Below are 21,438 nucleotides of genomic sequence, written 5' to 3'. Positions count from 1 at the left end.
CAGGGTGTACCTCACGCCGTCGCGGCGGGAGCTCTGGTCCGTCCGGTTCCGTCGAGGACCGTGTTGTACCGATGGAGGACGATGGCGTACTCGTCTTCGCTCTCCGGGTAGCGTTTCGAGTCCGGGAGGCTGTGGAAGCGCACCCAGCGGTCGCTGTAGGCAGCGCGCAGTTCATGGGCGATCGGAGGTCCCTTGGGGAACTGGCGCTGCCACAGTGCGGACAGACAGTCTCTGTCCAGGTCGCTGCTCATCCCTCAGCCGACGCCACACCGATGGGGCAGGACACACCCGTGCCACCCAGGCCGCAGTACCCGGCGGGGTTCTTGTCCAGGTACTGCTGGTGATATCCCTCCGCCGGATAGAAGACCCGGCCCTCCGCGGGCAGTATCTCCGTGGTGATCGTGCCGTAGCCGGAGCGGGTCAAGACCTCTTGGTAGGACCCGCGGGACGCCTCGGCCGTCTTCGTCTGTTCCGGGGTGTGCGGGTGGAGCGCCGAGCGGTACTGGGTGCCGACGTCGTTGCCCTGGCGGAAGCCCTGCGTGGGGTCGTGGGACTCCCAGAAGGTCTTGAGGAGGGTTGCGTACGAGATGACCCTCGGGTCGAAGACCACGCGGACGGCCTCGGTGTGGCCGGTCAGGCCCGAGCAGACCTCCTCGTAGGTGGGGTTCTCGGTGTGCCCGCCCTGGTAGCCGACCAGGGTCGTCCACACGCCCGCCGGGAGCTGCCAGAACTTGCGCTCGGCGCCCCAGAAGCAGCCCAGTCCGAAGTCGGCGATCTCCAGGCCCTCCGGGTAGGGGCCGAGGAGCGGGTTGCCGAGGACCGTGTGGCGGTCGGGGACCGGGAAAATCGGTTCCGGACGGCCCTGCAGTGCCTGCTCGGGAGTGGGCAGGACGGGCGTACGGCCGAAGAGCATGAGGGTTCCTTCCTCGCGGGCACAGCGCAGCCCGAAGGCACGACGGCTGCTGTACCCGCCTCAACGTACGGCCAGGGGCTCAGATTCCGCCCCGCGCCTTCACCACCTGCGCGGCGCTGAAGTCCCGTTGCTGCACATACGCCTTGATCATCGCGTCCCGGCCGCCGCGGTACGACCACGGCACGGCGTTGATGTACCCGTCGATCAGTCGGAACTGCTCCGCCGCCGCCTCGTACCGGTCCTGCCAGAACAGCAGGCTGGCCAGCAGGTGGCGGACCTGCGGGATCCGCCAGTCCTCAGGGTTCGCGGCAGCCGCGGCCGCCACGTCGACCAGGGCGGCGTCGACCGCCGCGACGATCTCAGGGCGCTTGTAGAACTCGTCCTGCTCCAGATCGGAGTCCTGGATCTCGTACTCGAAGTACGCCTCCAGCGGCAGCAGGGTCAGCAACTGCCCCGGCGCGCCCTTCTCCGCCGCGGACCGGGCGAAGCCCTCCGCCAGCTCGTGCGAGCCGCGCCACTTCGCGCACCAGTACTGGAGGGCGGAGGTGTGCGCGGCCAGGTGGTGCGGGTCGCGCTTGACGATCTCGGCCCAGATCTCCTCGAACCTCTCGTGCGGGTACCCGAGGCCCTTCGCCAGCGGGATCTCCACGATGAACGGGCACGGGTCGTCCCCGGCCAGCGCCTGCGCCCGCGCACACGCCGCACGGGCCTGGTCCAGGATGCGGCGGAAGCCCGCGAACTGCTCCTGTGTGGTGTGCTCGGCGGTCGCCGAGCCGCGGACCTCCCAGGCGAGGTAGATCAGTGACTCCGCGTACACCAGGGCCGCGTCGGAGTCCTCCGGCCGCTCCGTGCGCCAGGCCAGCAGCCAGGAGTCGTCCTTGACGGCCTCGTCGGCCAGCACACTCGAGCGCCGGTCCCGCTCCTGCCAGTCCCGCCCGGCCCCGGCAAGGAACTGCGCGCCGGCCTTCCAGTCCCCGGCCCTTACGGCTTCCCGTGCGGCCGCGATCCGCGGGTCGGGGGCGTAGGCCCGGTCGGTGTCCAGCCGCTCGCCGGGCAGGAAGCCCAGCCGGGCGGCGGCCTTGGACAGATCCCGGTTGCGCACGGATGCGCCGCCTCCGCTCGGGGCGGACTTCTTCTGCACGCGGTACCAGGAGTAGATCGCGAGCAGGATCACGACGATCGGGAGTATGTGACTCATGGGTGTCCACGTCCTTGAGCGGTGAGGGGCTTGAGCGGCGAACGGGGGAGGAGAAGGGGGATGGGAGAGAAGGGGGACGGGGAGGGAGGACGGGGGGTGCGGCGTGTGCTCGATGCCGGGCCTCGGACATGTGCCGGCCGCGAAGCCGGCGTCGCTCCGCCCCCGGTGTCGGTCAGTGCTTCCGCGCCAGCAACTGCCGCAGTTCCCGCGTGTCCGGTACGTCCTCCACCACCGCGTCCAGCGCCTGCTTCAGCGCCTCCTCGTAACCGTCCGGCAGCCGCAGCCGTGCCGAGTCCGACCAGGACAGCTCCCAGTGGGCCCGGCCGGCGCGGACGAACTCGGCGACGACCATGCGGGACAGGCGGGCGCGCACCTGCGGGCGCGTGAACTCGCGTGCCGCGCGGCCCGTGGCGGCCTGCGCCTCCTGCGACTTGGGCAGACGGTCGGCCATCTGCCACAGCCGGCCCGCGTCGACGGCGTCCAGGAAGGAGGCCAGGGAGCCGTCACCGCCGTGGATCTCGGTGACCGCCGCGCGCAGCGGCTCGGCGTCCTGGTCGGCGTGCCAGAGCATCGACTCGTTGACCAGCTGGGTCCAGTCGGCGGTGCGGCGCAGCTGATGGGCCTCGGGGGTGAGGGCGGCCCGCTCCAGTGCGGTGAAGGCGTGGGCCGGGTCGGTGAGCAGGGAGAGCGCGGGGCGGGCTCCGGTCAGGGCGCGGCCGTCGTCGGGGAGCTGCTCGACGCGGGCGATGCGCTCGGCGATCGGCGGGTGGGAGTCGTACGGCGACTGCTCCTCCTCGGGCAGGGCCCGCCGCATCTCGGCCAGCTCGTCGGCGCGCCCGGCCAGCAGATGGCGCAGCCCGCCGAAGATCTCGCCGGGCGGCGGCAGCAGTCCGGCGCCGGCGCCGAGGGTCGCGTACGACTGCATGTAGAAGCCGTGGGCGGAGTCCAGGACGGGGATCTCGCGCAGCGCGGACGCGGTGGCGTCGCGGCCGGCGATACGCGCGGCGGCCAGGTCGGCGGCGAGCTCTTGGCGCCGGCCCACGCCCTGGGAGGCGCGCAGGTAGAAGGTGCCGTACCAGAGGAACGGCTTGGCGGCGAGGCGGTAACTCAGGCCCGCCGTCCCGGCGTCGACCGCGCCCGAATTCTTTCCCTTGGCGAGCCGCTTGGCGTTCTTCCTCTCCTGCTTGGACTCCTCCTTGGCGACCTTGTTACGGGAACGCTCGTGCAGGCTGGCGACGGTGCGCATCACCTGGAGGCGGCCGCGCAGGGTGATCGCGGAGAGGCGGGTGTCGTGGTTCGTGTAGTGCCCGAACTCATGGGCCAGCACGGCCCGCAGCTGCGGTTCGCTCAGCCCCGCCATCAGCGGCAGTCCGATATACATACGGCGCCGGCCGGGCTTGAGGCCGAGGAACGTCGCGTCCTCGGCGACGGCCGCGTTCACGTCCGGGGTCAGAACGATCTCGTCCGGCACGCGGGTCCCGGTCTCCTCGGCCAGGGTGCGTACGGCCGTCCAGAGCGCCGGCTCCTGCTGCTCGGTCACGGGCAGGCCGGGCAGCGGTTCGTCCTTGGGCGTGCGCAGCGCGAACATGCCCTGCACGATGGGGATCGCCAGCAGCGCGCTGACGATCCACACCTTGGCGGTGACGCTCCCTACCCCGCCCTCCGCGACGGCCCAGTCGACGGCGACGAGCGCGCCGAGCATGACGAAACCGAGCAGATAGAACCCGGCGAGCAGGATGAGCGCGCGCACGGCACGCAGAGTTGCCCCCATGTTGGGCAATTCCCCCCACGAGAAATGGACATGACGAAGTGTTGTGGGGGGAAGCGGAGTATGCCCTACCGCAGGTCAGTGCGGCAATGAGGATTCTTTGGGGGTGGGTGCGCGGCTCAGTGCGGCAGGGTCGCCGGGCTGCCGCCGTTGGCCTCGTAGCCCGCCACGGCCAGCGCCCGGTAGACCGCGAACTCGGCGGCCGGGTCGGGCGACAGGGTCCAGGGGAGGGCGCCGATGTGGCCGTCGACGTGTATCAGCTGGTCCATGGCCTCGGCCCAACGCTCGCCGCGGACCAGGAAGAACATCAGCAGGTGGCGTACGTGCGCCAGCATCGGGTCGTCGGGGCGGGCCGCGTGCACCGCGTACAACGCGCCGTGGATCGCCTTCGTCACGACCTCGCTCTGGTAGAAGCCGCTGACCAGGTTCACCTCGGGCAGGTGCTCGAAGACCGCGAACAGCGGCATGGCGGCGAGGAGGGAACCCTGGGGTGCGCGGGCCGCCGCCGCTTCCGCGAACTCGTACGCCAGCTTCCGCGAGCCGTGCCACTTCTCGCACCAGTAGTGCAAGGCCGCCAGGTGCGCGCCCATGTGGGACGGGGCGCGGTCCAGGATCTTCAGCCAGAGCTGCTCGAACTCCGGCCGCGAGTAGGCGAGTCCTCGCGCGACCGACAGCTCGACGATGTACGGAATCGGGTCACCGGGGGCGAGCAGCGCCGCCTCTCCGCACGCCGACTTCGCCTCCTCCATGATGATCCGGAACTCGTCCGTGCCCGGCGTCGCCGTGCGCCACGCCTGCTGCACCAGGAACTCCGCGTGCACGGCCGCCCCGCCGGCGTCCTTGGGCTGCTCGGTGCGCCACACCCGCAGCCACTGCCCGCCCGGCGACTCACTCACGCCGCCCGGCCGCTGCTGCAGCTCCAGCGACGCGGCGCCGGCGAAGGCCTGCACGCGCTGCCAGCGCTGCTCGCCCTCCGCCTCGGTGCCCGCGAGGAGCTGGGACGCCGCCTTGTAGTCCTGCGTGCGCTGCACCAGGTCCAGGACGTCAAGCAGGTCCTGGTCGGGGCCGGGCATGCGGACGTCCAGCTCCTCCTGCCGTACGAAGCCGTAATTCGCCGGGTCCGCGGCGTCCGGGTGGCCGGGGTGGACCTGCTCGATCATGCCCCGCCTGCGCCTCATGAACGGCACGACCACAAAGCCGATCATGACCAGCGCGATCAGGACCCAGAGAATTTCCATGCCTCCAGCGTTCCAGACGCCGCCGACAATTGGCGAACGAGGTCGGGCAGCCTGTGGAAAACGAGTTCCGTGGCGTGCCGGGGCCTGTGGAAAACGGGTCCGTGGTGAGCGGGCCGAGCGGGCCGGGCCGGGCCGGAACCCCCGTCGTACGGCATCCGCCGCGTTCGCGCATTACGCTCGGTGCCCATGAGCGACAGGCACATCAGTCAGCACTTCGAGACCCTCGCGATCCATGCGGGCAACACCGCCGATCCCCTCACCGGCGCGGTCGTCCCGCCGATCTACCAGGTCTCGACCTACAAGCAGGACGGCGTCGGCGGCCTGCGCGGCGGCTACGAGTACAGCCGTAGCGCCAATCCGACGAGGACCGCCCTGGAGGAGAACCTCGCGGCCCTGGAGGGCGGCCGCCGCGGCCTCGCGTTCGCGTCCGGACTGGCGGCCGAGGACTGCCTGTTGCGTACGCTGCTCAGCCCCGGCGACCACGTGGTCATCCCCAATGACGCGTACGGCGGCACGTTCCGGCTGTTCGCGAAGGTCGTCGCGCGATGGGGCGTGGAGTGGTCGGTCGCCGACACCAGCGATCCGTCCGCCGTCCGGGCCGCCATCACCCCGAAGACCAAGATCGTGTGGGTGGAGACCCCCTCCAACCCGCTGCTCGGCATCACCGACATCGCGGCCGTCGCCCAGATCGCCCGGGACTCCGGCGCGAAGCTCGTCGTCGACAACACCTTCGCCACGCCGTATCTGCAGCAGCCGCTGTCCCTCGGCGCGGACGTCGTGGTGCACTCCCTCACCAAGTACATGGGCGGTCACTCGGACGTCGTCGGCGGTGCGCTGATCGTCAGCGACTCGGACCTGGGCGACGAACTGGCCTTCCACCAGAACGCGATGGGCGCGGTCGCCGGGCCCTTCGACTCCTGGCTGGTGCTGCGCGGCACCAAGACGCTGTCGGTGCGCATGGACCGGCACAGCGAGAACGCCATGAAGATCACCGACATGCTGACCCGGCACGCGCGCGTGACGAGCGTTCTGTACCCGGGCCTGCCCGAGCACCCCGGTCACGAGGTCGCCGCCAAGCAGATGAAGGCGTTCGGCGGCATGGTCTCCTTCCGGGTCACCGGTGGCGAGGAGGCGGCCGTCGAGGTCTGCAACCGCGCCAAGGTGTTCACGCTCGGCGAGTCCCTGGGCGGCGTCGAGTCCCTCATCGAGCACCCCGGCCGCATGACCCACGCGTCGGTGGCCGGCTCCGCCCTCGAGGTCCCCGCCGACCTCGTCCGCCTCTCTGTGGGCATCGAGAACGTGGAGGACCTCCTGGAGGACCTCCAGCAGGCGCTCGGCTAGCCCAGGACGGCAGGAAAGGGCACGGGACCGGAGAAGGGGTCACCAGCCCGTCAGCGGTGGAGTCGTCTCCGACGGCGGCTCCACCCAAGGGTGGGCCGTCAGCGCCCACACCACGAACGCCATCGTCGCGGCGAACAGCACCAGCCACATCAGCAACACGGCGGCCTTCCTGCGACGCAGCATGCGGCCGCCGCGCCGCACGGCCTCCGCGTACAGCTCCGGCGGCACCGGCGGCGGCGTGCGCTCCATGATCCGTCGTACGGCCGCTTCCCGTTCGGCGCGGTTCATGGCGACACCACCTTCGGGACCGGCACGGCCCGCGCGGGCTCGCGCGGAGGATGCAGCAGGGTCGCCGTCGCCCGGTCGCAGATCGCGTGGACGCGCTCCCTGGGCAGCCCGAGCAGGGCCGCCGCCTGCTCCTCGGCGACCCCCTCGTACAACCGCAGGACCACGATCAGGCGTTCCCGCGGGGAGAGCCGGGCGAGCGGGCCGTCGGGGTGCGGGCGGGGCCGGCCGAGGGTGCCGAGAGGGCCGTACCGGTGCCATACGGCCCGGGAGAAGCGCGTGGCCAGGTACTGGCGGGCGCGGTCGTACGGGTCCTCGCCGTGCAGTCGGTCCCAGCACGCGTACGTGTGCGCCAGGGACAGCGTCAGCAGCCGCCGCGCGCGCGGGTTGTCGCCCGGCGGCTCAGCGGTGAGCAGCGTGGCGGCATGCAGCAGCCGCCCTGCCGCGCCCGCGACGAACGCCGCGAACTCGCGGTCCCGGCGGGCGTCCTGGACCACTCGCCGTCGACCCACCGCCCCTCCCGCCTGACCGACCCTGAGGAACCGGACCCCGGCCCCCGCGCGTGACGCGTTTCGGCCGCGCACGAGGAGGACCCGGTTTCATATGAGGCCAGTGACGGCCCAGGGTCAAGAGCCGGGAGCGGATCACACGAGTACGCGCGCGTGCGGGGGGCGGATTCCGCACGGCGACGGGCGTCCCAGCGGTGCCGAATCGGCGCTCAGGAGGCCGTGGGCGTGTCCGTGCCCGAGATTCCCTGCGCCGCCATCCGCGAGGAGAGCGCGGTGTTGAAGCGAGTGAGGAGCGTGCAGAACGCCTCACGCTCCTCCGGGGCCCAGTCCTGTGTCAGTTCGGCCATCAACTGACGCCGGGACGAACGCACTTCCTCCAGCCGCGACTGCCCGCGCGGGGACAGCTGGAGCACCACCGCGCGCCCGTCCTCGGGGTGCGAGGTGCGCTTGACGAGCCCGGTGTCGACGAGCGGCGCCACCTGCCGGGTCACCGTCGACGAGTCGATCCCCATGCTCGCGGCGAGCGCCTTGACGCCCATGGGGCCCTCCTTGTCGAGGCGGTTGAGCAGCAGGTATGCGGCGCGGTCCATGGAGTTGCGCACCTGTCCGACCCCACCGAGCCGGGTCTGTTCGGCACGACGGGCGAACACCGCCACCTCGTGCTGCAGCGTGTCGAGGAGACCGCTGTCAGCGACGGTCGTCATGTCCATCGACATTTCAGGTGTTGTGGGCATGGCCGGAGGCTCACTTCATGAAGGGGGTGCTGGGTTGGGGGACAGGGTACGCGGCCCGGACGCGGGGTGTACCGGCGCTGCGCAAACCCATCTCGGTGCTTGGTCACACCAGGGCCTTGCGCCTGTGAACTGCGAGACTTGGGTCATGAGCTACAGCACGGCTGACTCCTTGCCTCCCGTCACACTCGACGACGTGCGCGGGGCCCAGAAGATGCTGTCCGGCGTGGCGCGCGTGACGGCGATGGAGGGCAGCAGGCACCTGTCCCAGCTGGTGGGCGCGCCGGTGCACCTCAAATGCGAGAACCTCCAGCGGACGGGATCGTTCAAGCTGCGCGGCGGCTACGTCCGGATCGCCGGGCTGCTCCCGGAGGAGCGGGCGGCGGGGGTCGTGGCCGCGAGCGCCGGCAACCACGCGCAGGGCGTCGCCCTCGCGTCGTCGCTGCTCGGCGTGCGCTCGACGGTGTTCATGCCGAAGGGCGCCCCGCTGCCCAAGATCAGCGCCACCCAGGACTACGGCGCCGAGGTGCGCCTGCACGGCCAGGTGGTCGACGAGACGCTCGCCGCGGCGCAGGAGTACGCCGCCGAGACGGGCGCGGTGTTCATCCATCCCTTCGACCACCCCGACATCATCGCGGGCCAGGGCACGGTCGGCCTGGAGATCCTCGAGCAGTGCCCGGAGGTGCGGACGATCGTCGTCGGCATCGGCGGGGGCGGGCTCGCGGCGGGTATCGCGATGGCGGTGAAGTCGCTGCGCCCCGACGTGCGGATCGTGGGCGTGCAGGCGGCCGGCGCGGCGGCGTACCCGCCCTCGCTGGCGGCCGGGCACCCGGTCGCGGTCGACAACCCGGTGACGATGGCGGACGGGATCAGGGTCGGCAGGCCCGGTGACGTGCCGTTCCGCATCATCGGCGACCTGGTGGACGAGGTCCGCACGGTCAGCGAGGACGAGCTGGCCACCGGCCTGCTGCTGTGCCTGGAGCGGGCCAAGCTGGTCGTCGAGCCGGCCGGCGCGAGCCCCGTCGCGGCGCTGCTGAGCGACCCCGGCGCCTTCGAGGGCCCGGTCGTCGCGGTGCTGTCCGGAGGCAACGTCGACCCGGTGCTGCTGCAGCGGGTCCTGCGGCACGGCATGGCCGCGCAGGGCCGCTACCTCGCCGTACGGCTGCGGCTGACGGACCGGCCGGGCGCGCTCGCCACGCTTTTGGGTGTGTTGTCAGTGGTGGACGCTAACGTCCTCGATGTGAGTCACGTACGGACCGACCCACGGCTCGGGCTCACGGAGGCGGAGGTCGAGCTGCACCTGGAGACGAAGGGCCGCACGCACTGCGCCGAGGTCGGCCAAGCCCTGCGCGAGGCGGGCTACACGGTCATCGGCTGAGACGCGAGCGGTCGTCGGCCGAGGCCCCGGCGGGCGAAAGCGCAGGTCGGAGTCACTTTGTCACTCGTTCGGGTAATCCCATTGAGAGACGCGATACATCGCGTTATGGTGTGTCTCGTATGTACGCCACAGCGCCGAGTCATGGCGCGGAACGAACAGTGCCAAAACCTAGGCTTTCCGAAGTTTCCCCGAAGACGTGGAGATTCATATGCCAGGCGCCATCTATGCCGAAGGCCTGGTGAAGACCTTCGGTGACGTAAGGGCTCTGGACGGCGTCGACCTCGATGTTCCCGAGGGCACGGTCCTGGGCCTGCTCGGGCCGAACGGCGCGGGCAAGACGACGGCCGTCCGCTGTCTGACGACCCTGCTGCGCCCCGACAGCGGCTCGGCGGTCGTCGCGGGCATCGACGTCCTCAAGAACCCCGACGCCGTGCGCCGTTCCATCGGGCTGTCCGGACAGTTCGCTGCGGTGGACGAGTACCTCACCGGCCGCGAGAACCTGCAGATGGTCGGCCAGCTCTACCAGATGAGGGCCAAGGCGGCGAAGGCCCGCGCGGGCGAGCTGCTGGAGCAGTTCGACCTCGCCGACGCCGCCGACCGTCCCACGAAGACCTACTCCGGCGGCATGCGGCGCCGTCTCGACCTGGCGGCCGCCCTGGTGGTCTCGCCGCCCGTGATGTTCATGGACGAGCCGACGACCGGCCTCGACCCACGCAACCGCCAGATGCTGTGGGAGGTCATAAAGCGCCTGGTCTCGGGCGGTACGACACTGCTGCTGACCACCCAGTACCTCGAAGAGGCCGACCACCTCGCGCACGAGATCGCGGTCGTCGACCACGGCCATGTCATCGCCACCGGCACCTCCGACCAGCTCAAGGCCCGCACCGGCGGCGAGCGCGTCGAACTGGTGGTGCACGAGCGCGACGAGATCCAGGCCGCATCCGAGGTGCTGCGCGGCTTCGGCAAGGGCGACACGACGGTCGAGGACCACATGCGCAAGCTCACCGTCCCCGTGACCGGAGGCGCCAAGCTCCTCGCCGAGGTCATCCGTGAGCTCGACACCCGGGGCATCGAGATCGACGACATCGGGCTGCGCCGCCCGACCCTCGACGACGTCTTCCTGTCCCTGACAGGACACCTGGCCGAGGCGAAGGACGAGGAGAACGGCAAGGAGGCCGCCAAATGAGTGCTCTCGACGCCGTGCGAGTCGCACCGGCGACCAACCCGGTCAGCCAGTCCGTGCGGGACTCGGTCGTCGTCGCGAAACGCAATCCGATCCGGATGTCCCGGATCCCGAATCTTGTTCGCACGTATCGGCCAGGATCCGTCTCGCCAGGCATCCGAGACCGGCGGAGCCACGTCGTGAAGGAGCAGGTGAAGTGAGCGCCATCAACGACTCCGCGGTCATCGCACGTAGGAATTTGATCCGTATGGGCCGGATTCCCGAGATGATTATTTTTGGGCTGATCCAGCCAATCATGTTCGTAGTGCTGTTCACCTACGTGTTCGGTGGTTCGATTCAGGTTGGATCGTCCAACTCCACCCAGGCCTACCGTGAATTCTTGATGGCCGGCATCTTCGCCCAAACGGTCACGTTCGCTACGGCGGGCGCAGGTGCGGGCATCGCCGACGACATGCACAAGGGGCTCATCGACCGCTTCCGCTCCCTGCCGATGGCACGTGGTGCGGTGCTGACCGGGCGCACCTTCGCCGACCTGGTGCAGACCGCGCTCACCCTCGTCGTCCTGGCGGTCGTCGCCGTGATCGTCGGCTGGCGCACGCACGAGAACTTCGGCAAGGTACTCGCCGGCTTCGGGCTGCTCCTGCTTCTCGGTTACGCGTTCTCGTGGATCGGGGCCCTCATCGGACTGTCCGTCCGCACTCCTGAAGCAGCGACCTCGGGCGGTCTGATCTGGCTGTTTCCGCTGACCTTCATCTCGAATGCCTTCGTGGACGCGAACCAGATGCCCACGTTCCTGCGGCACATCGCGGAGTGGAACCCGTTCAGCGCCACCGTGCAGGCGTGTCGCGAGCTGTTCGGCAACCTTCCCCCGGGCTTCAAGACGCCCGATGCCTGGCCTATGCAACACCCCGTGTGGGCTTCGCTGATCTGGTCGGTCCTGATCATCCTGGCCTTCCGCACGCTCGCGGTCCGGAAGTATCGCCGGGCGACGGGCTGACAGCTTCCAGGCTTCGTTCGTAAAGGTCGACTTGGCTGCGGCTGGCATACAGCTCTGAGCAGAGAGAGCGAACAGCAGGGAGGCCCCTCCAAAATGGAGGGGCCTCCCGAATGTGCCTGGGTCATTCAGCGGTAGTAGATCGGCGGCGCCGGAAACTGGTGTGACAAGGCTGCAGTCCTTTGGCACGATCGCTCAGTTGTCCTGCCCTGACCGGTTCTGGAGGAACACCACGGCCATCAATGACGAGCTCGCTCCGGCCTGGTTGCCGTGGTCTGCCGTCGATCCCGACCGCATTGCCTTCGACTGGGACGAACAGGAGGCATCTCAGATCGCCACAGTGATCGCCTCGATGGTGCCTCCTGCCGATGCGGAATGGGGAGAGAGACATCGCTTCACCACCGAGGTCACGACGCTTCTGGCAGCCAGATACGGCCGATGGGCCTGCGGATGGCATTGGGCGGTCGGCGAGGGCGGGGGTGGCGGCGTCGTCACCAGCTGGTGCTGCACCTCTCATTCCGTGGGCGAGCCCGCAGCGACGGCCGCCAACGTGGTCGCCTCGCTGCTGGAGTGGCGCGACTGGCTGGAGGAGCTGGCCGAGCGGTTCGAGCAGCTGGCTCCGCCCGCCGGGGCGGATGCCGAGGATCGCAGCTGGCATCTGGAACGGGCGGCTACCCGCCTGGTGACGGTGGTCGTGGATCGCACGGATGCCGAATGCGGCTGGTACGGGCTCTGTCGCACGGTGCTGACGTGGTTTCTCTCCTCCACGGGCGTGGAGCCGGAAGGCGCGAAGGAGGCGGTCGACACGGCGATCGGCGGACGGTTCAAGAGCTGGACGGAGCCGTCGCGGATCCTGGTCGACGCGGTGGGGGAGGATCTCGCCGTAGGCCTGACCGGAGAGCAGCCTCACCGTGACCGCTGACGCCTTGGCTGCGTGGGTCCAGGTCAGGAACCAGATCGACTGGACGTCCGCGGTCGGTGAGACGCCGGCCCCGGTCAAGGCGTCCGCGGACGGCTTCACCACCTGGTGCGGTGCGGGAGGCCGTTCCTCGGACCCTGCACGAGGCCACCGATTGCGCGCGGCGCTGGCTCAGTCGCGCGCGGATGCTTCCCGTAGGCGCCCCCTCACCTGCGTACTCCTGACTGAATGGCAGCGGCTTGTCCTTGGCATGCCTGAGGTTCAGTTCCGGCAAGGCGATGCCTTCGCCAAGGGCGGCCGGGAGCGCTACGCACTTACGCCGCACACCCGACGGGACTTTGAGCGCTGCCTGCGCGACAGCGCCGACCTGCGAGTCCCCCTGGCGTCCCGCGCGGCCAGGGCCTACCTGGACGTGGCCTTCTTTCACCCCTTCCCGGACGGCAACGCCCGCCTGGCCATGCTCACCCTCGCCTACGTCCTGGAGCTGGAGGGAGTGCGACTGGATCAGACCGGCCCCTTGCAGACCACGCGCTACGCGGACGACGCCGCCGGCGCGGCAGACCTGGCTGTTCTGATGTCCGTCCTCATCCGCTCGACCCATCACCGGGCAACCAGCCCCCGGCACGGAGAGCGCAACGTCCCCCTCAGGTTCACTTGATTCAGGCGCCGCACCAACGCCGTGCGGGTGCTGGGGGCTTCGGACTGCTGCTCCTGCTCGGGTACGCCTTCACCTGGTCTCACCGTCGGACGCCTGGCCCATGCGGCACCCGGTGTGGGCCTCGCCGATCTACTCGGTCCTGATCATCGTCGTCTTCCGCACCCTGGCGGTTCGGAAGTACCGCTCGGCGACGGCATGACGAAGCCCCCGGCGCCGGAGGGCGCCGGGGGCTCGTAAAAGGGGATGCCGGCCGCGGCAACCGCCGCACGGCCCGGGTCAGCCGCTGTAGGGCTCGGCCTTCAGGATCTTCACCGAAGCGGTCTTGCCGTTCGGCAGTTCGTAGTCCGCGTCCTCGCCGACCTTGTGGCCGATCACGCCGGAGCCCAGCGGGGACTGCGGGGAGTACGTCTCGATGTCCGAGCTCGCGTACTCGCGCGAGGCGAGCAGGAAGGTCATCGTGTCGTCCTCGTCACCGTCGAAGGCGATCGTGACGACCATGCCGGGCGCCACCGCACCGTCCGCCGACGCCGGCGCCTCGCCGACCTTGGCGTTCTCCAGGAGCTGGGTCAGCTGGCGCACACGGAGCTCCTGCTTGCCCTGCTCCTCCTTGGCCGCGTGGTACCCGCCGTTCTCGCGCAGGTCGCCCTCCTCGCGCGCGGCCGCGATCTTGGCGGCGATCTCCGTGCGCGCAGGACCAGACAGGTGCTCCAGCTCGGCCTTGAGCTGGTTGTACGCCTCCTGGGTCAGCCAGGTGACGTTCTCGCTGGTCTGGGTCACAGGTGCTCCTCGTAGGTACTGGGAATACAAAGCATCGCCCTACCCAGAAGGATGTTCCTTCATGGATGGGCGAAACCACGAGCCTAACAATTCAACGGCCGAAGGGGGAGGACATAAGCCATCAGAATCACGTCAACGCAGGTCAGCGCACACGTATTCCGGACAAAGCCGGTCGGTGTCGGCCAGGGTCGGTCGGTTCCGGACTGCCCGGTCAGTCAGCGTGGCAGCCGAGCAGCTCGGCCGTCGTTCCCGGGGACGTCGTACGGAGCGTGACGACCTTGTCGATCCGGGTCGCGTCGCCGTCGAAGCGGAAGTCGGCCCGGCCCACCTCGGCGCCACTCTCCGCCTGGGAACGCAGCGTGCAGTAGCCGGAGGCGCCGGCGTCCTTGCGGACCTCCAGATGCACCTTCACACCGTTCTTCCCGGCGTCGAACTCGATCACCTCGGCGCTGATCTTGTTCTGGCCGACGTGGTGATAGCCGAAGTAGCCGATCACCGCCAGCAGTACCGCCCCGAGGGCGGCGCCGACGACCTTGAGCGTGCGGTCGGCGCGCTCGTCCGAGGAGCGGCCGTAGCGGCTCTCGGGCCGCCGCGTGCTCGCCGTACTCATGATCGTCCTCTCGGCCGGGGCGGGACGGATGTCCCGAAAGGGGTTCTCAGGGCCGTACCCCGGAATTATCCGCCCCCCGATTCGGTCACTATAGAAGCCGCCGATCGCACCGGTTCACCCCGGGGCGCCGACTTATGAGGATTGAGTCTTGACTGACCAGTTGCGACTGATGGCCGTGCACGCCCACCCCGACGACGAGTCGAGCAAGGGCGCGGCCACCATGGCGAAGTACGTGTCCGAGGGGGTGGACGTGCTGGTCGTGACCTGCACGGGCGGGGAGCGCGGCTCCATCCTCAATCCGAAGCTCCAGGGCGACAAGTACATCGAGGAGCACATCCACGAGGTACGCAAGAAGGAGATGGACGAGGCCCGCGAGATCCTCGGGGTCAAGCAGGAATGGCTCGGTTTCGTCGACTCCGGTCTGCCCGAGGGCGACCCGCTGCCCCCGCTCCCCGACGGCTGCTTCGCCCTCGAGGACGTCGACAAGGCGGCCGGTGAGCTGGTGAAGCAGATCCGCTCCTTCCGTCCCCAGGTGATCACCACCTACGACGAGAACGGCGGCTACCCGCACCCCGACCACATCATGACCCACAAGATCTCGATGGTGGCCTTCGAGGGCGCGGCGGACACCGAGAAGTACCCGGAGGGCGAGTACGGCCCGGCGTACCAGCCGCAGAAGCTCTACTACAACCAGGGCTTCAACCGTCCCCGCACCGAGGCGCTGCACCAGGCCATGCTCGACCGCGGCCTGGAGTCCCCCTACGGCGACTGGCTCAAGCGCTGGGACGAGTTCGGCATGAAGCAGCGCACGCTCACCACGCACGTCCCGTGCGGCGACTTCTATGAGATCCGCGACAAGGCCCTGATCGCGCACGCCACCCAGATCGACCCCGACGGCGGCTGGTTCCGGATCCCGCTGGAGCTCCAGAGGGAGGTCTGGCCGACCGAGGAGTACGAGCTGGCGAAGTCCCTCGTCGATACCTCCCTCCCCGAGGACGACCTCTTTGCGGGCATCCGCGACAATGCCTGACATGAGCGCAAGCGCAAGCCTGGCAATGACACAGCTCGCCACCCTCGCCAAGGAGGTGGACGAGGACAAGGTGACCCCCGGCGTCCTCGGCTTCATCGTCTTCGCGGTGATGGCACTGGCGGTGTGGGCCCTGATGAAGTCGATGAACCGCCACATGAGCAAGGTCGACTTCGCGGAGTCCCCGGCCGCGAAGACGGAGGGCTCCGCCGAGGACGCCGAGGCCACCGGCCCGGCCAAGCCGCGGCAGGGCTGACGCCTTTCAGGGCCGGCGGGCCCGGCTCCTGAGGGCCCTGCCGCCGGGCCGGCGGACCCGCGGCATCCGCGTCACTGCCGGGCTGCGACCGCCACCCCCATGACCTCCCGGGCATGGCGGTTCGGCACCATGCCGAGCCGCCATGCCTGCCATCCCGCCTCCAGGTCCACGCCCCGCTCCAGCAGGAGCCGGTACGCCTCCAGGTAGCCGTCCAGCTTCGCGTCCCGGAGGGGATGGCCGGCGCGGGTCAGCCGGGCCAGTTCCTCCTGCGCCACCGCCGCGCCGACCTCCACACCGCCCGGAGCCGCATACGGCAGGAGCGTGCAGCGCAGGAAACGGGCCCAGTCCTCGCCCCGCCGGTCGCCGTACGAGGCGAACAGGCCCACCGCGTCGTCGCACAGGGCCAGCGCCTGCTGCGTACGGGTGTTCCCGGCATCCACCACCGCCAGCTCCAGGCAGGTCCACGCCTCCCCGTGGGCGACCCCGATGCGCTGGAAGTTGGCACGGGCGTCCACCAGGAGCTGGCGGGCGAAGCCGGAGTTCTTCAGCGAGCCGGTCTGGGCGGCCCGCTGGTCCCGGGTCACACGGGCCGAATGGTGCCGCGCGCAGGCGAGACCGTAGACGTCCTGCATGCGCGAGAACATCGTGCGGGAGCGCTCCAGCTCGCGTACCGCGACATCCAGGTTGCCCGTCTCCTCCAAGGCCTGGCCCAGGTAGTAGACGGACCACGCGTCACCTCGCGCGTCCTCGTTGTCGCGATGCCGGGCCGCCGCCTGGCGCAGTCCGTCCACCGCCTGGGAGGGATCCCCGGCGACCAGACGGGCGCGGGCCAGCTGGGTCAGCGCCCAGGCCTCCCCACGGGCGTCGCGCGTACGGCCGTACAGATCGAGGGCCTGGCGCAGCTCGGACTCCGCGCGCGGTACGTCGCCCATGCGCAGGCCCAGCTGGCCGAGCTGGAAGTGGGCCCACGCCTCGCCGTGCACCGACTCGCCGGCGCGGTGCAGGACCAGGGAATCGGTGAGCAGGTCCAGGGCCTCCGACACGCGCCCCCGGTCCCGTTCGACCGCCGCCAGCGCGTGCATCGTCCAGGCACGGTCGGTCGCCAGCTGGGGCGCCGACTGCAGGTCCAGGGCCTCGCGGAGTTTGGCCGCCGCCTCGGTGAGGTGGCCCTGGTGGTGCAGGGTGATACCGAGGGAGCACAGGGCGCGGGCCGCGCCCGCGTCGTGGTGGGCCTGCATATAGAGGTCGACCACCGAGGTCAGCGTCGTGCGGGCCTTGTCCAGCTCACCGAGCTGACGAGCCGCGATACCCGTACGCCACTGCACCGAGCGGACCAGCAGGCCCTGGTCCACGGCCTGCGCCAACTCGCTGATCTCGCCGAGGCGGTAGAGGTCGCCCCGCAGCAGGCAGTAGTCGCACAGGGCGCCCAGCAGATTGAGCACGGCAGCCTGGTTCGCGTCCTCCGCGTGCCTGAGGGCCGCCGTGATGAAGCTCGACTCGTCGTCCAGCCAGCGCAGCGCGTCGTCCAGCGAGGTGAATCCGTGCGGGCTGAAGCGGTCCGAGCGGGTCGACATGTTGCCGTCGACCAGGCGCAGAACGGATTCCGCGAGGTCGGCGTAGTTCACGATCAGCCGCTCCTGCGCCGCCGTACGCTCCGACGGCTCCTCCTCGTCGAGAAGGCGGGCGTGGGCGAAGTCGCGGACCAGGTCGTGCAGGCGGTAGCGGTTGCCGCGGACGTGGTCGATCAGGCCCGACTCGGACAGGGCCACCAGATGGCGTGTCGCCTCCGCCTCGTCCGTGGCCAGGAGCGATGCCGCCGCAGCCGCGCCCAGGGATGCCCGGCCCGCCAGCGCCAGCCTGCGCAGCAGCCGTCTCGCCGGCTCCGCCTGGTCGGTGTAGCGCAGCCACAGCACCCGCTCGATCGGCGCCACCGGACCGTACGCGCCCAGATCGGTCGCCAGCGTGCGCGGTGAGCGCGGCCCCAGCGACGAGCCGGCGATGCGCAGCGCGAGGGGCAGCCCGCCGCACAACTGCCGGACCAGGTCGGCGGATTCGGCGTCGTAGGGGCCCGAGGAATCCTGCGCCGCCGCGGACAGCAGCTCCTCCGCGCCCGCCGCGTCCAACGACTCCACCGGCAGCTGGTGCACCCACGCCGCGAGATCCGCGGGCAGGTCGAGAGCCTCCCGCGCGGTGACCAGGACCAGACTGTCGGAGCGCTCGGGGACGAGGGTGCGGACCTGCTCCGGGTCCGAGGCGTCGTCCAGCACGACGGTGACCGGGAGGCCGGTCAGATGCTGGTGGTAGAGCTCGCTCAGCCGCTTGACCTGCTGGTCCGCCGAGGACCGCTCACGGAAGAGAAGCTGCTCGCGTGGCGCGCCCAGACGGTTCAGCAGATGCAGCAGCGCGTCTCGCGTCGACAGCGGCGCCTCCTCCGTCGTGTCACCACGCAGATCCACCACGCACGCCCCGCGGAACTGGTCCTTCAGATCGTGGGCCGCGCGGATCGCCAGTGCCGTACGGCCGCTGCCGGGCGCCCCGTGCAGGACGACCACCGTCGGCTTCGTCTCCGTACTCGCCCGCGCCGCCTGCACCCACTGCCGGATACGGGCCATCTCCTGCCGGCGGCCCGCGAACGGACCCATCGGCTCGGGGAGTTGACCGAACGACTGCTCCAGCACGTTCCGGCCGCGGGCCGCCGCGCTCTTGTCCGTGCCCTTCAGCCGCGGCACCGACTTCTTCGGGCCGGTGGACGCGCTCAGCACCCGCTGCTGGTCGAGGTACGGGCGGATGCCCCGTACCTCCAGCGCCGTCAGCCACTGCAGCCGCAGCTGTTCCGGGCCGCCTGGCTGGCCGACGGCGCCCGCGCGCTGGTGTGCGGCGGGCAGATGCGTGCCGGCCACCTTCACGACCGTCGCCGCGGCGCCGACGACGCCCACGGTGACGCCCGCGCCGACGGCCGTCACCGTGCCGGTGCCCAGGGCCAGGTCGGACACCACGGCCGCGACCGCGGCCACGCCGGCCACCATCAGCGGCGTACCGCCGCCCTCCCGCGCGAACCGCTGCCCGAACGTCAGCCGGCCGGCCTCCGCCTCGTCCAGCGCGCGCGTATACGCCTCGTACTCCTCGGCCGCCACCTGCGCCATGGCGTCCAGCGCCCCACGCGCCCGCGACAACAGCACCTGCCCCTCGACGCGCCCGCCCGAGCGCCGCACCTCCTCCTCCACGGCCCGAGCCAACAGCCGCTCGGCCTCGGTGCGATGGGCGTCCCGCATGTCACGTCCCCCTCCGGCGGCAACGGCGTTCTTGGTCAAGTGTGCTGCCCACCGAGCATCGGGGCGAGGGGGCGAGCGGACTTCGATCATCCTGTGGGGTCGATGAATTGGCGCAGTCCGGTGCAGTCATACGGTCCGCCTTCGACGCCGCCCCTACAGCCGCCGAGTGCACCGAGAGCCTCGACACCGACGCCAACGTTCCGCTCCGCGTGCCGGCCGCACCTATTCAGGGGACGGGAAAGCTCGAGGTCACGTCTGGTGGATGCCTGACGCATGACGGAAGGGGTACTGCGGCAGGATGGACCTCATGCCGAACCGACTGGCGCACGAGACGTCCCCGTACCTCCTTCAGCACGCCGACAACCCCGTCGACTGGTGGCCCTGGTCCGGCGAGGCCTTCGAGGAGGCGCGGAAGCGGAATGTGCCCGTGCTGCTCAGCGTCGGCTATAGCAGCTGTCACTGGTGCCACGTGATGGCTCACGAGTCGTTCGAGGACCAGGAGACCGCCGACTACCTCAATGCCCACTACGTCAACATCAAGGTAGACCGCGAAGAACGCCCCGACGTCGACGCCGTCTACATGGAGGCCGTCCAGGCCGCCACCGGCCACGGCGGCTGGCCCATGACGGTCTTCCTCACGCCCGACGCCGAGCCCTTCTACTTCGGTACCTACTTCCCGCCCGCCCCCCGGCAGGGGATGCCGTCCTTCCGGCAGGTCCTGGAGGGTGTGCGCAGTGCCTGGGCGGACCGGCGGGACGAGGTCGCCGATGTCGCGGGGAAGATCACCCGGGATCTCGCCGAGCGGGAGATCTCCTACGGCGGGACCGAGGCACCCGGCGAGCAGGAGCTGGCGCAGGCGCTGCTCGGGCTCACCCGGGAGTACGACCCGCAGCGCGGCGGATTCGGGGGCGCGCCCAAGTTCCCGCCGTCCATGGTCGTCGAGTTCCTGCTGCGGCACCACGCGCGGACGGGGGCCGACGGCGCGCTGCAGATGGCCCAGGACACCTGCGAGCGGATGGCCCGGGGCGGGATCTACGACCAACTCGGCGGTGGCTTCGCACGGTACTCCGTCGACCGGGACTGGGTGGTGCCGCACTTCGAGAAGATGCTGTACGACAACGCGCTGCTGTGCCGCGTCTACGCCCACCTCTGGCGCGCCACCGGCTCCGAGCTCGCCCGCCGGGTGGCCCTCGAAACCGCCGACTTCATGGTGCGTGAACTGCGCACCAACGAGGGCGGGTTCGCCTCCGCGCTCGACGCCGACAGCGACGACGGGACCGGCAAGCACGTCGAGGGCGCGTACTACGTGTGGACGCCGCAGCAGCTGCGCGACGTCCTCGGGGACGACGACGCCGAACTCGCCGTCCGGTACTTCGGTGTGACGGAAGAGGGCACCTTCGAGCACGGTTCCTCCGTCCTGCAGCTTCCGCAGCAGGACGGGGTGTTCGACGCCGAGAAGGTCGCCTCCGTGAAGGAGCGGCTGCTCGCCGTGCGGGCCGAGCGTCCCGCCCCGGGCCGGGACGACAAGATCGTCGCCGCCTGGAACGGTCTCGCCGTGGCAGCCCTCGCCGAGACCGGCGCCTACTTCGACCGCCCCGACCTCGTGGAGGCCGCCGTCGGCGCCGCCGACCTCCTCGTACGGCTGCACCTGGACGACCACGCCCGCCTCTCCCGCACCAGCAAGGACGGCAAGGCCGGCGCCAACGCGGGTGTGCTGGAGGACTACGGCGACGTCGCCGAGGGCTTCCTCGCGCTCGCCTCGGTCACCGGCGAGGGCGTCTGGCTGGACTTCGCCGGGTTCCTGCTCGACCACGTGCTCGCGCGCTTCACCGACGCGGAGTCCGGCGCCCTCTACGACACCGCCGCCGATGCCGAGCAGCTGATCCGCCGACCCCAGGACCCCACCGACAACGCCGCCCCGTCCGGCTGGAGCGCGGCGGCCGGTGCCCTGCTGAGCTACGCCGCGCAGACCGGTGCGGAGCCGCATCGCGCCGCTGCCGTGAAGGCGCTGGGCGTCGTCAAGGCCCTCGGCCCGCGCGTCCCCCGCTTCATCGGCTGGGGGCTGGCCGTCGCCGAGGCCAACCTCGACGGTCCGCGTGAAGTCGCGGTGGTCGGCCCGTCCCTGTACGACGAGGGCACAAGGACGCTGCACCGTACGGCACTCCTGGGCACGGCCCCGGGCGCGGTCGTGGCCGTGGGCACTCCGGAGAGTGACGAGTTTCCGCTCCTTGTTGACCGGCCGCTGCAGCAGGGTGAACCCGCCGCGTACGTCTGCCGCAACTTCACCTGCGATGCCCCGACCACCGATCCCGACCGCTTGCGTACCGCGCTGAGCAGTTGAAACGGCAGCCAAATCGGAGCACTTACGCAGCCAGTGTTCG

The 21,438-nt window shown here is 70.4% G+C and carries 20 protein-coding genes and 1 pseudogene; 10 read left to right on the top strand and 11 right to left on the bottom strand.

Annotated elements, in window-relative coordinates; all coding sequences use genetic code 11:
* Positions 1-11 precede the first annotated feature (11 nt).
* The 5 genes from ACWGDB_RS11650 to ACWGDB_RS11630 form a co-directional block, all read right to left on the bottom strand.
* Positions 12-251 (bottom strand): DUF3885 domain-containing protein, encoded by a 240-nt coding sequence (locus ACWGDB_RS11650; RefSeq protein ID WP_453822258.1) that lies wholly within the window; start codon positions 249-251, stop codon positions 12-14.
* Complete coding sequence (gene msrA, locus ACWGDB_RS11645; RefSeq protein WP_453822257.1) at positions 248-913, bottom strand: peptide-methionine (S)-S-oxide reductase MsrA; 666 nt, start codon at positions 911-913, stop codon at positions 248-250. Before msrA ends, ACWGDB_RS11650 begins: the two co-directional genes overlap by 4 nt.
* Before the next feature lie 79 nt (positions 914-992).
* Positions 993-2,111 carry a hypothetical protein gene (locus ACWGDB_RS11640; protein WP_453822256.1) on the bottom strand — a complete coding sequence of 373 codons (1,119 nt, stop codon included), beginning with the start codon at positions 2,109-2,111 and terminating at the stop codon, positions 993-995.
* 172 nt (positions 2,112-2,283) lie between these two features.
* Complete coding sequence (locus ACWGDB_RS11635; RefSeq protein ID WP_453822255.1) at positions 2,284-3,861, bottom strand: M48 family metalloprotease; 1,578 nt, start codon at positions 3,859-3,861, stop codon at positions 2,284-2,286.
* A gap of 137 nt (positions 3,862-3,998) precedes the next feature.
* Positions 3,999-5,117, bottom strand: coding sequence for a hypothetical protein (locus ACWGDB_RS11630; RefSeq protein WP_453822254.1), 1,119 nt, complete (start codon positions 5,115-5,117; stop codon positions 3,999-4,001).
* 186 nt (positions 5,118-5,303) lie between these two features.
* Here ACWGDB_RS11630 and ACWGDB_RS11625 point away from each other — a divergent pair, with 186 nt between their 5' ends.
* The gene (locus ACWGDB_RS11625) at positions 5,304-6,458 is read left to right on the top strand and encodes a cystathionine gamma-synthase (protein WP_453822253.1); all 1,155 of its coding nucleotides are present in this window, start codon (positions 5,304-5,306) and stop codon (positions 6,456-6,458) included.
* A gap of 39 nt (positions 6,459-6,497) precedes the next feature.
* Here ACWGDB_RS11625 and ACWGDB_RS11620 read toward each other — a convergent pair whose 3' ends face one another.
* The 3 genes from ACWGDB_RS11620 to ACWGDB_RS11610 form a co-directional block, all read right to left on the bottom strand.
* Complete coding sequence (locus ACWGDB_RS11620) at positions 6,498-6,746, bottom strand: hypothetical protein (RefSeq protein ID WP_453822252.1); 249 nt, start codon at positions 6,744-6,746, stop codon at positions 6,498-6,500.
* On the bottom strand, positions 6,743-7,255 hold the full coding sequence (locus ACWGDB_RS11615; protein ID WP_453822251.1) for a sigma factor-like helix-turn-helix DNA-binding protein: 513 nt from the start codon (positions 7,253-7,255) through the stop codon (positions 6,743-6,745). Before ACWGDB_RS11615 ends, ACWGDB_RS11620 begins: the two co-directional genes overlap by 4 nt.
* A gap of 206 nt (positions 7,256-7,461) precedes the next feature.
* Positions 7,462-7,968: a MarR family winged helix-turn-helix transcriptional regulator gene (locus ACWGDB_RS11610; RefSeq protein WP_369276311.1), complete on the bottom strand. Its 507-nt coding sequence runs from the start codon at positions 7,966-7,968 to the stop codon at positions 7,462-7,464.
* Between the two features lie 163 nt (positions 7,969-8,131).
* Here ACWGDB_RS11610 and ilvA point away from each other — a divergent pair, with 163 nt between their 5' ends.
* The 6 genes and pseudogenes from ilvA to ACWGDB_RS11580 all read left to right on the top strand — a co-directional run.
* Complete coding sequence (gene ilvA / locus ACWGDB_RS11605) at positions 8,132-9,361, top strand: threonine ammonia-lyase (protein WP_453822250.1); 1,230 nt, start codon at positions 8,132-8,134, stop codon at positions 9,359-9,361.
* Between the two features lie 208 nt (positions 9,362-9,569).
* Positions 9,570-10,547, top strand: a complete 978-nt coding sequence (locus tag ACWGDB_RS11600; RefSeq protein WP_453822249.1) for an ATP-binding cassette domain-containing protein — start codon at positions 9,570-9,572, stop codon at positions 10,545-10,547.
* Between the two features lie 193 nt (positions 10,548-10,740).
* Positions 10,741-11,541: an ABC transporter permease gene (locus ACWGDB_RS11595; RefSeq protein ID WP_453822248.1), complete on the top strand. Its 801-nt coding sequence runs from the start codon at positions 10,741-10,743 to the stop codon at positions 11,539-11,541.
* Between the two features lie 160 nt (positions 11,542-11,701).
* Entirely contained in the window at positions 11,702-12,460 is a 759-nt protein-coding gene (locus ACWGDB_RS11590) for a hypothetical protein (protein ID WP_453822247.1), read from the top strand.
* Between the two features lie 247 nt (positions 12,461-12,707).
* Entirely contained in the window at positions 12,708-13,115 is a 408-nt protein-coding gene (locus ACWGDB_RS11585) for a Fic family protein (protein WP_453822246.1), read from the top strand.
* A 79-nt stretch (positions 13,116-13,194) separates the two neighbouring features.
* Positions 13,195-13,314 (top strand): annotated as a pseudogene (locus tag ACWGDB_RS11580) (ABC transporter permease); the annotation flags it as partial.
* A gap of 77 nt (positions 13,315-13,391) precedes the next feature.
* Here the strand turns inward: ACWGDB_RS11580 and greA are convergent.
* On the bottom strand, positions 13,392-13,892 hold the full coding sequence (greA, locus tag ACWGDB_RS11575; protein WP_383603603.1) for a transcription elongation factor GreA: 501 nt from the start codon (positions 13,890-13,892) through the stop codon (positions 13,392-13,394).
* A 211-nt stretch (positions 13,893-14,103) separates the two neighbouring features.
* Positions 14,104-14,502 carry a DUF4307 domain-containing protein gene (locus tag ACWGDB_RS11570; RefSeq protein WP_453822245.1) on the bottom strand — a complete coding sequence of 133 codons (399 nt, stop codon included), beginning with the start codon at positions 14,500-14,502 and terminating at the stop codon, positions 14,104-14,106.
* Positions 14,503-14,671: 169 nt separating this feature from the next.
* Between ACWGDB_RS11570 and mca the strand changes: the two genes are divergently transcribed.
* Both mca and ACWGDB_RS11560 read left to right on the top strand, forming a co-directional pair.
* Entirely contained in the window at positions 14,672-15,532 is an 861-nt protein-coding gene (gene mca, locus ACWGDB_RS11565) for a mycothiol conjugate amidase Mca (protein ID WP_453822397.1), read from the top strand.
* The gene (locus tag ACWGDB_RS11560) at positions 15,525-15,785 is read left to right on the top strand and encodes a hypothetical protein (protein ID WP_328879634.1); all 261 of its coding nucleotides are present in this window, start codon (positions 15,525-15,527) and stop codon (positions 15,783-15,785) included. The genes mca and ACWGDB_RS11560 overlap by 8 nt, the downstream gene beginning before the upstream one ends.
* Positions 15,786-15,856: 71 nt before the next feature.
* Here ACWGDB_RS11560 and ACWGDB_RS11555 read toward each other — a convergent pair whose 3' ends face one another.
* Positions 15,857-19,057 (bottom strand): tetratricopeptide repeat protein, encoded by a 3,201-nt coding sequence (locus ACWGDB_RS11555; RefSeq protein WP_453822244.1) that lies wholly within the window; start codon positions 19,055-19,057, stop codon positions 15,857-15,859.
* A gap of 307 nt (positions 19,058-19,364) precedes the next feature.
* On the opposite strand from ACWGDB_RS11555, the gene ACWGDB_RS11550 reads away from it, so the two are divergent.
* Positions 19,365-21,398 (top strand): thioredoxin domain-containing protein, encoded by a 2,034-nt coding sequence (locus ACWGDB_RS11550; RefSeq protein ID WP_453822243.1) that lies wholly within the window; start codon positions 19,365-19,367, stop codon positions 21,396-21,398.
* Positions 21,399-21,438 lie beyond the last annotated feature (40 nt).

The sequence above is a fragment of the Streptomyces sp. NPDC055013 genome (assembly GCF_053608645.1).
Note: the sequence above shows the minus strand (reverse complement) of the source record. Positions and strands in the feature narration are given on the sequence as shown.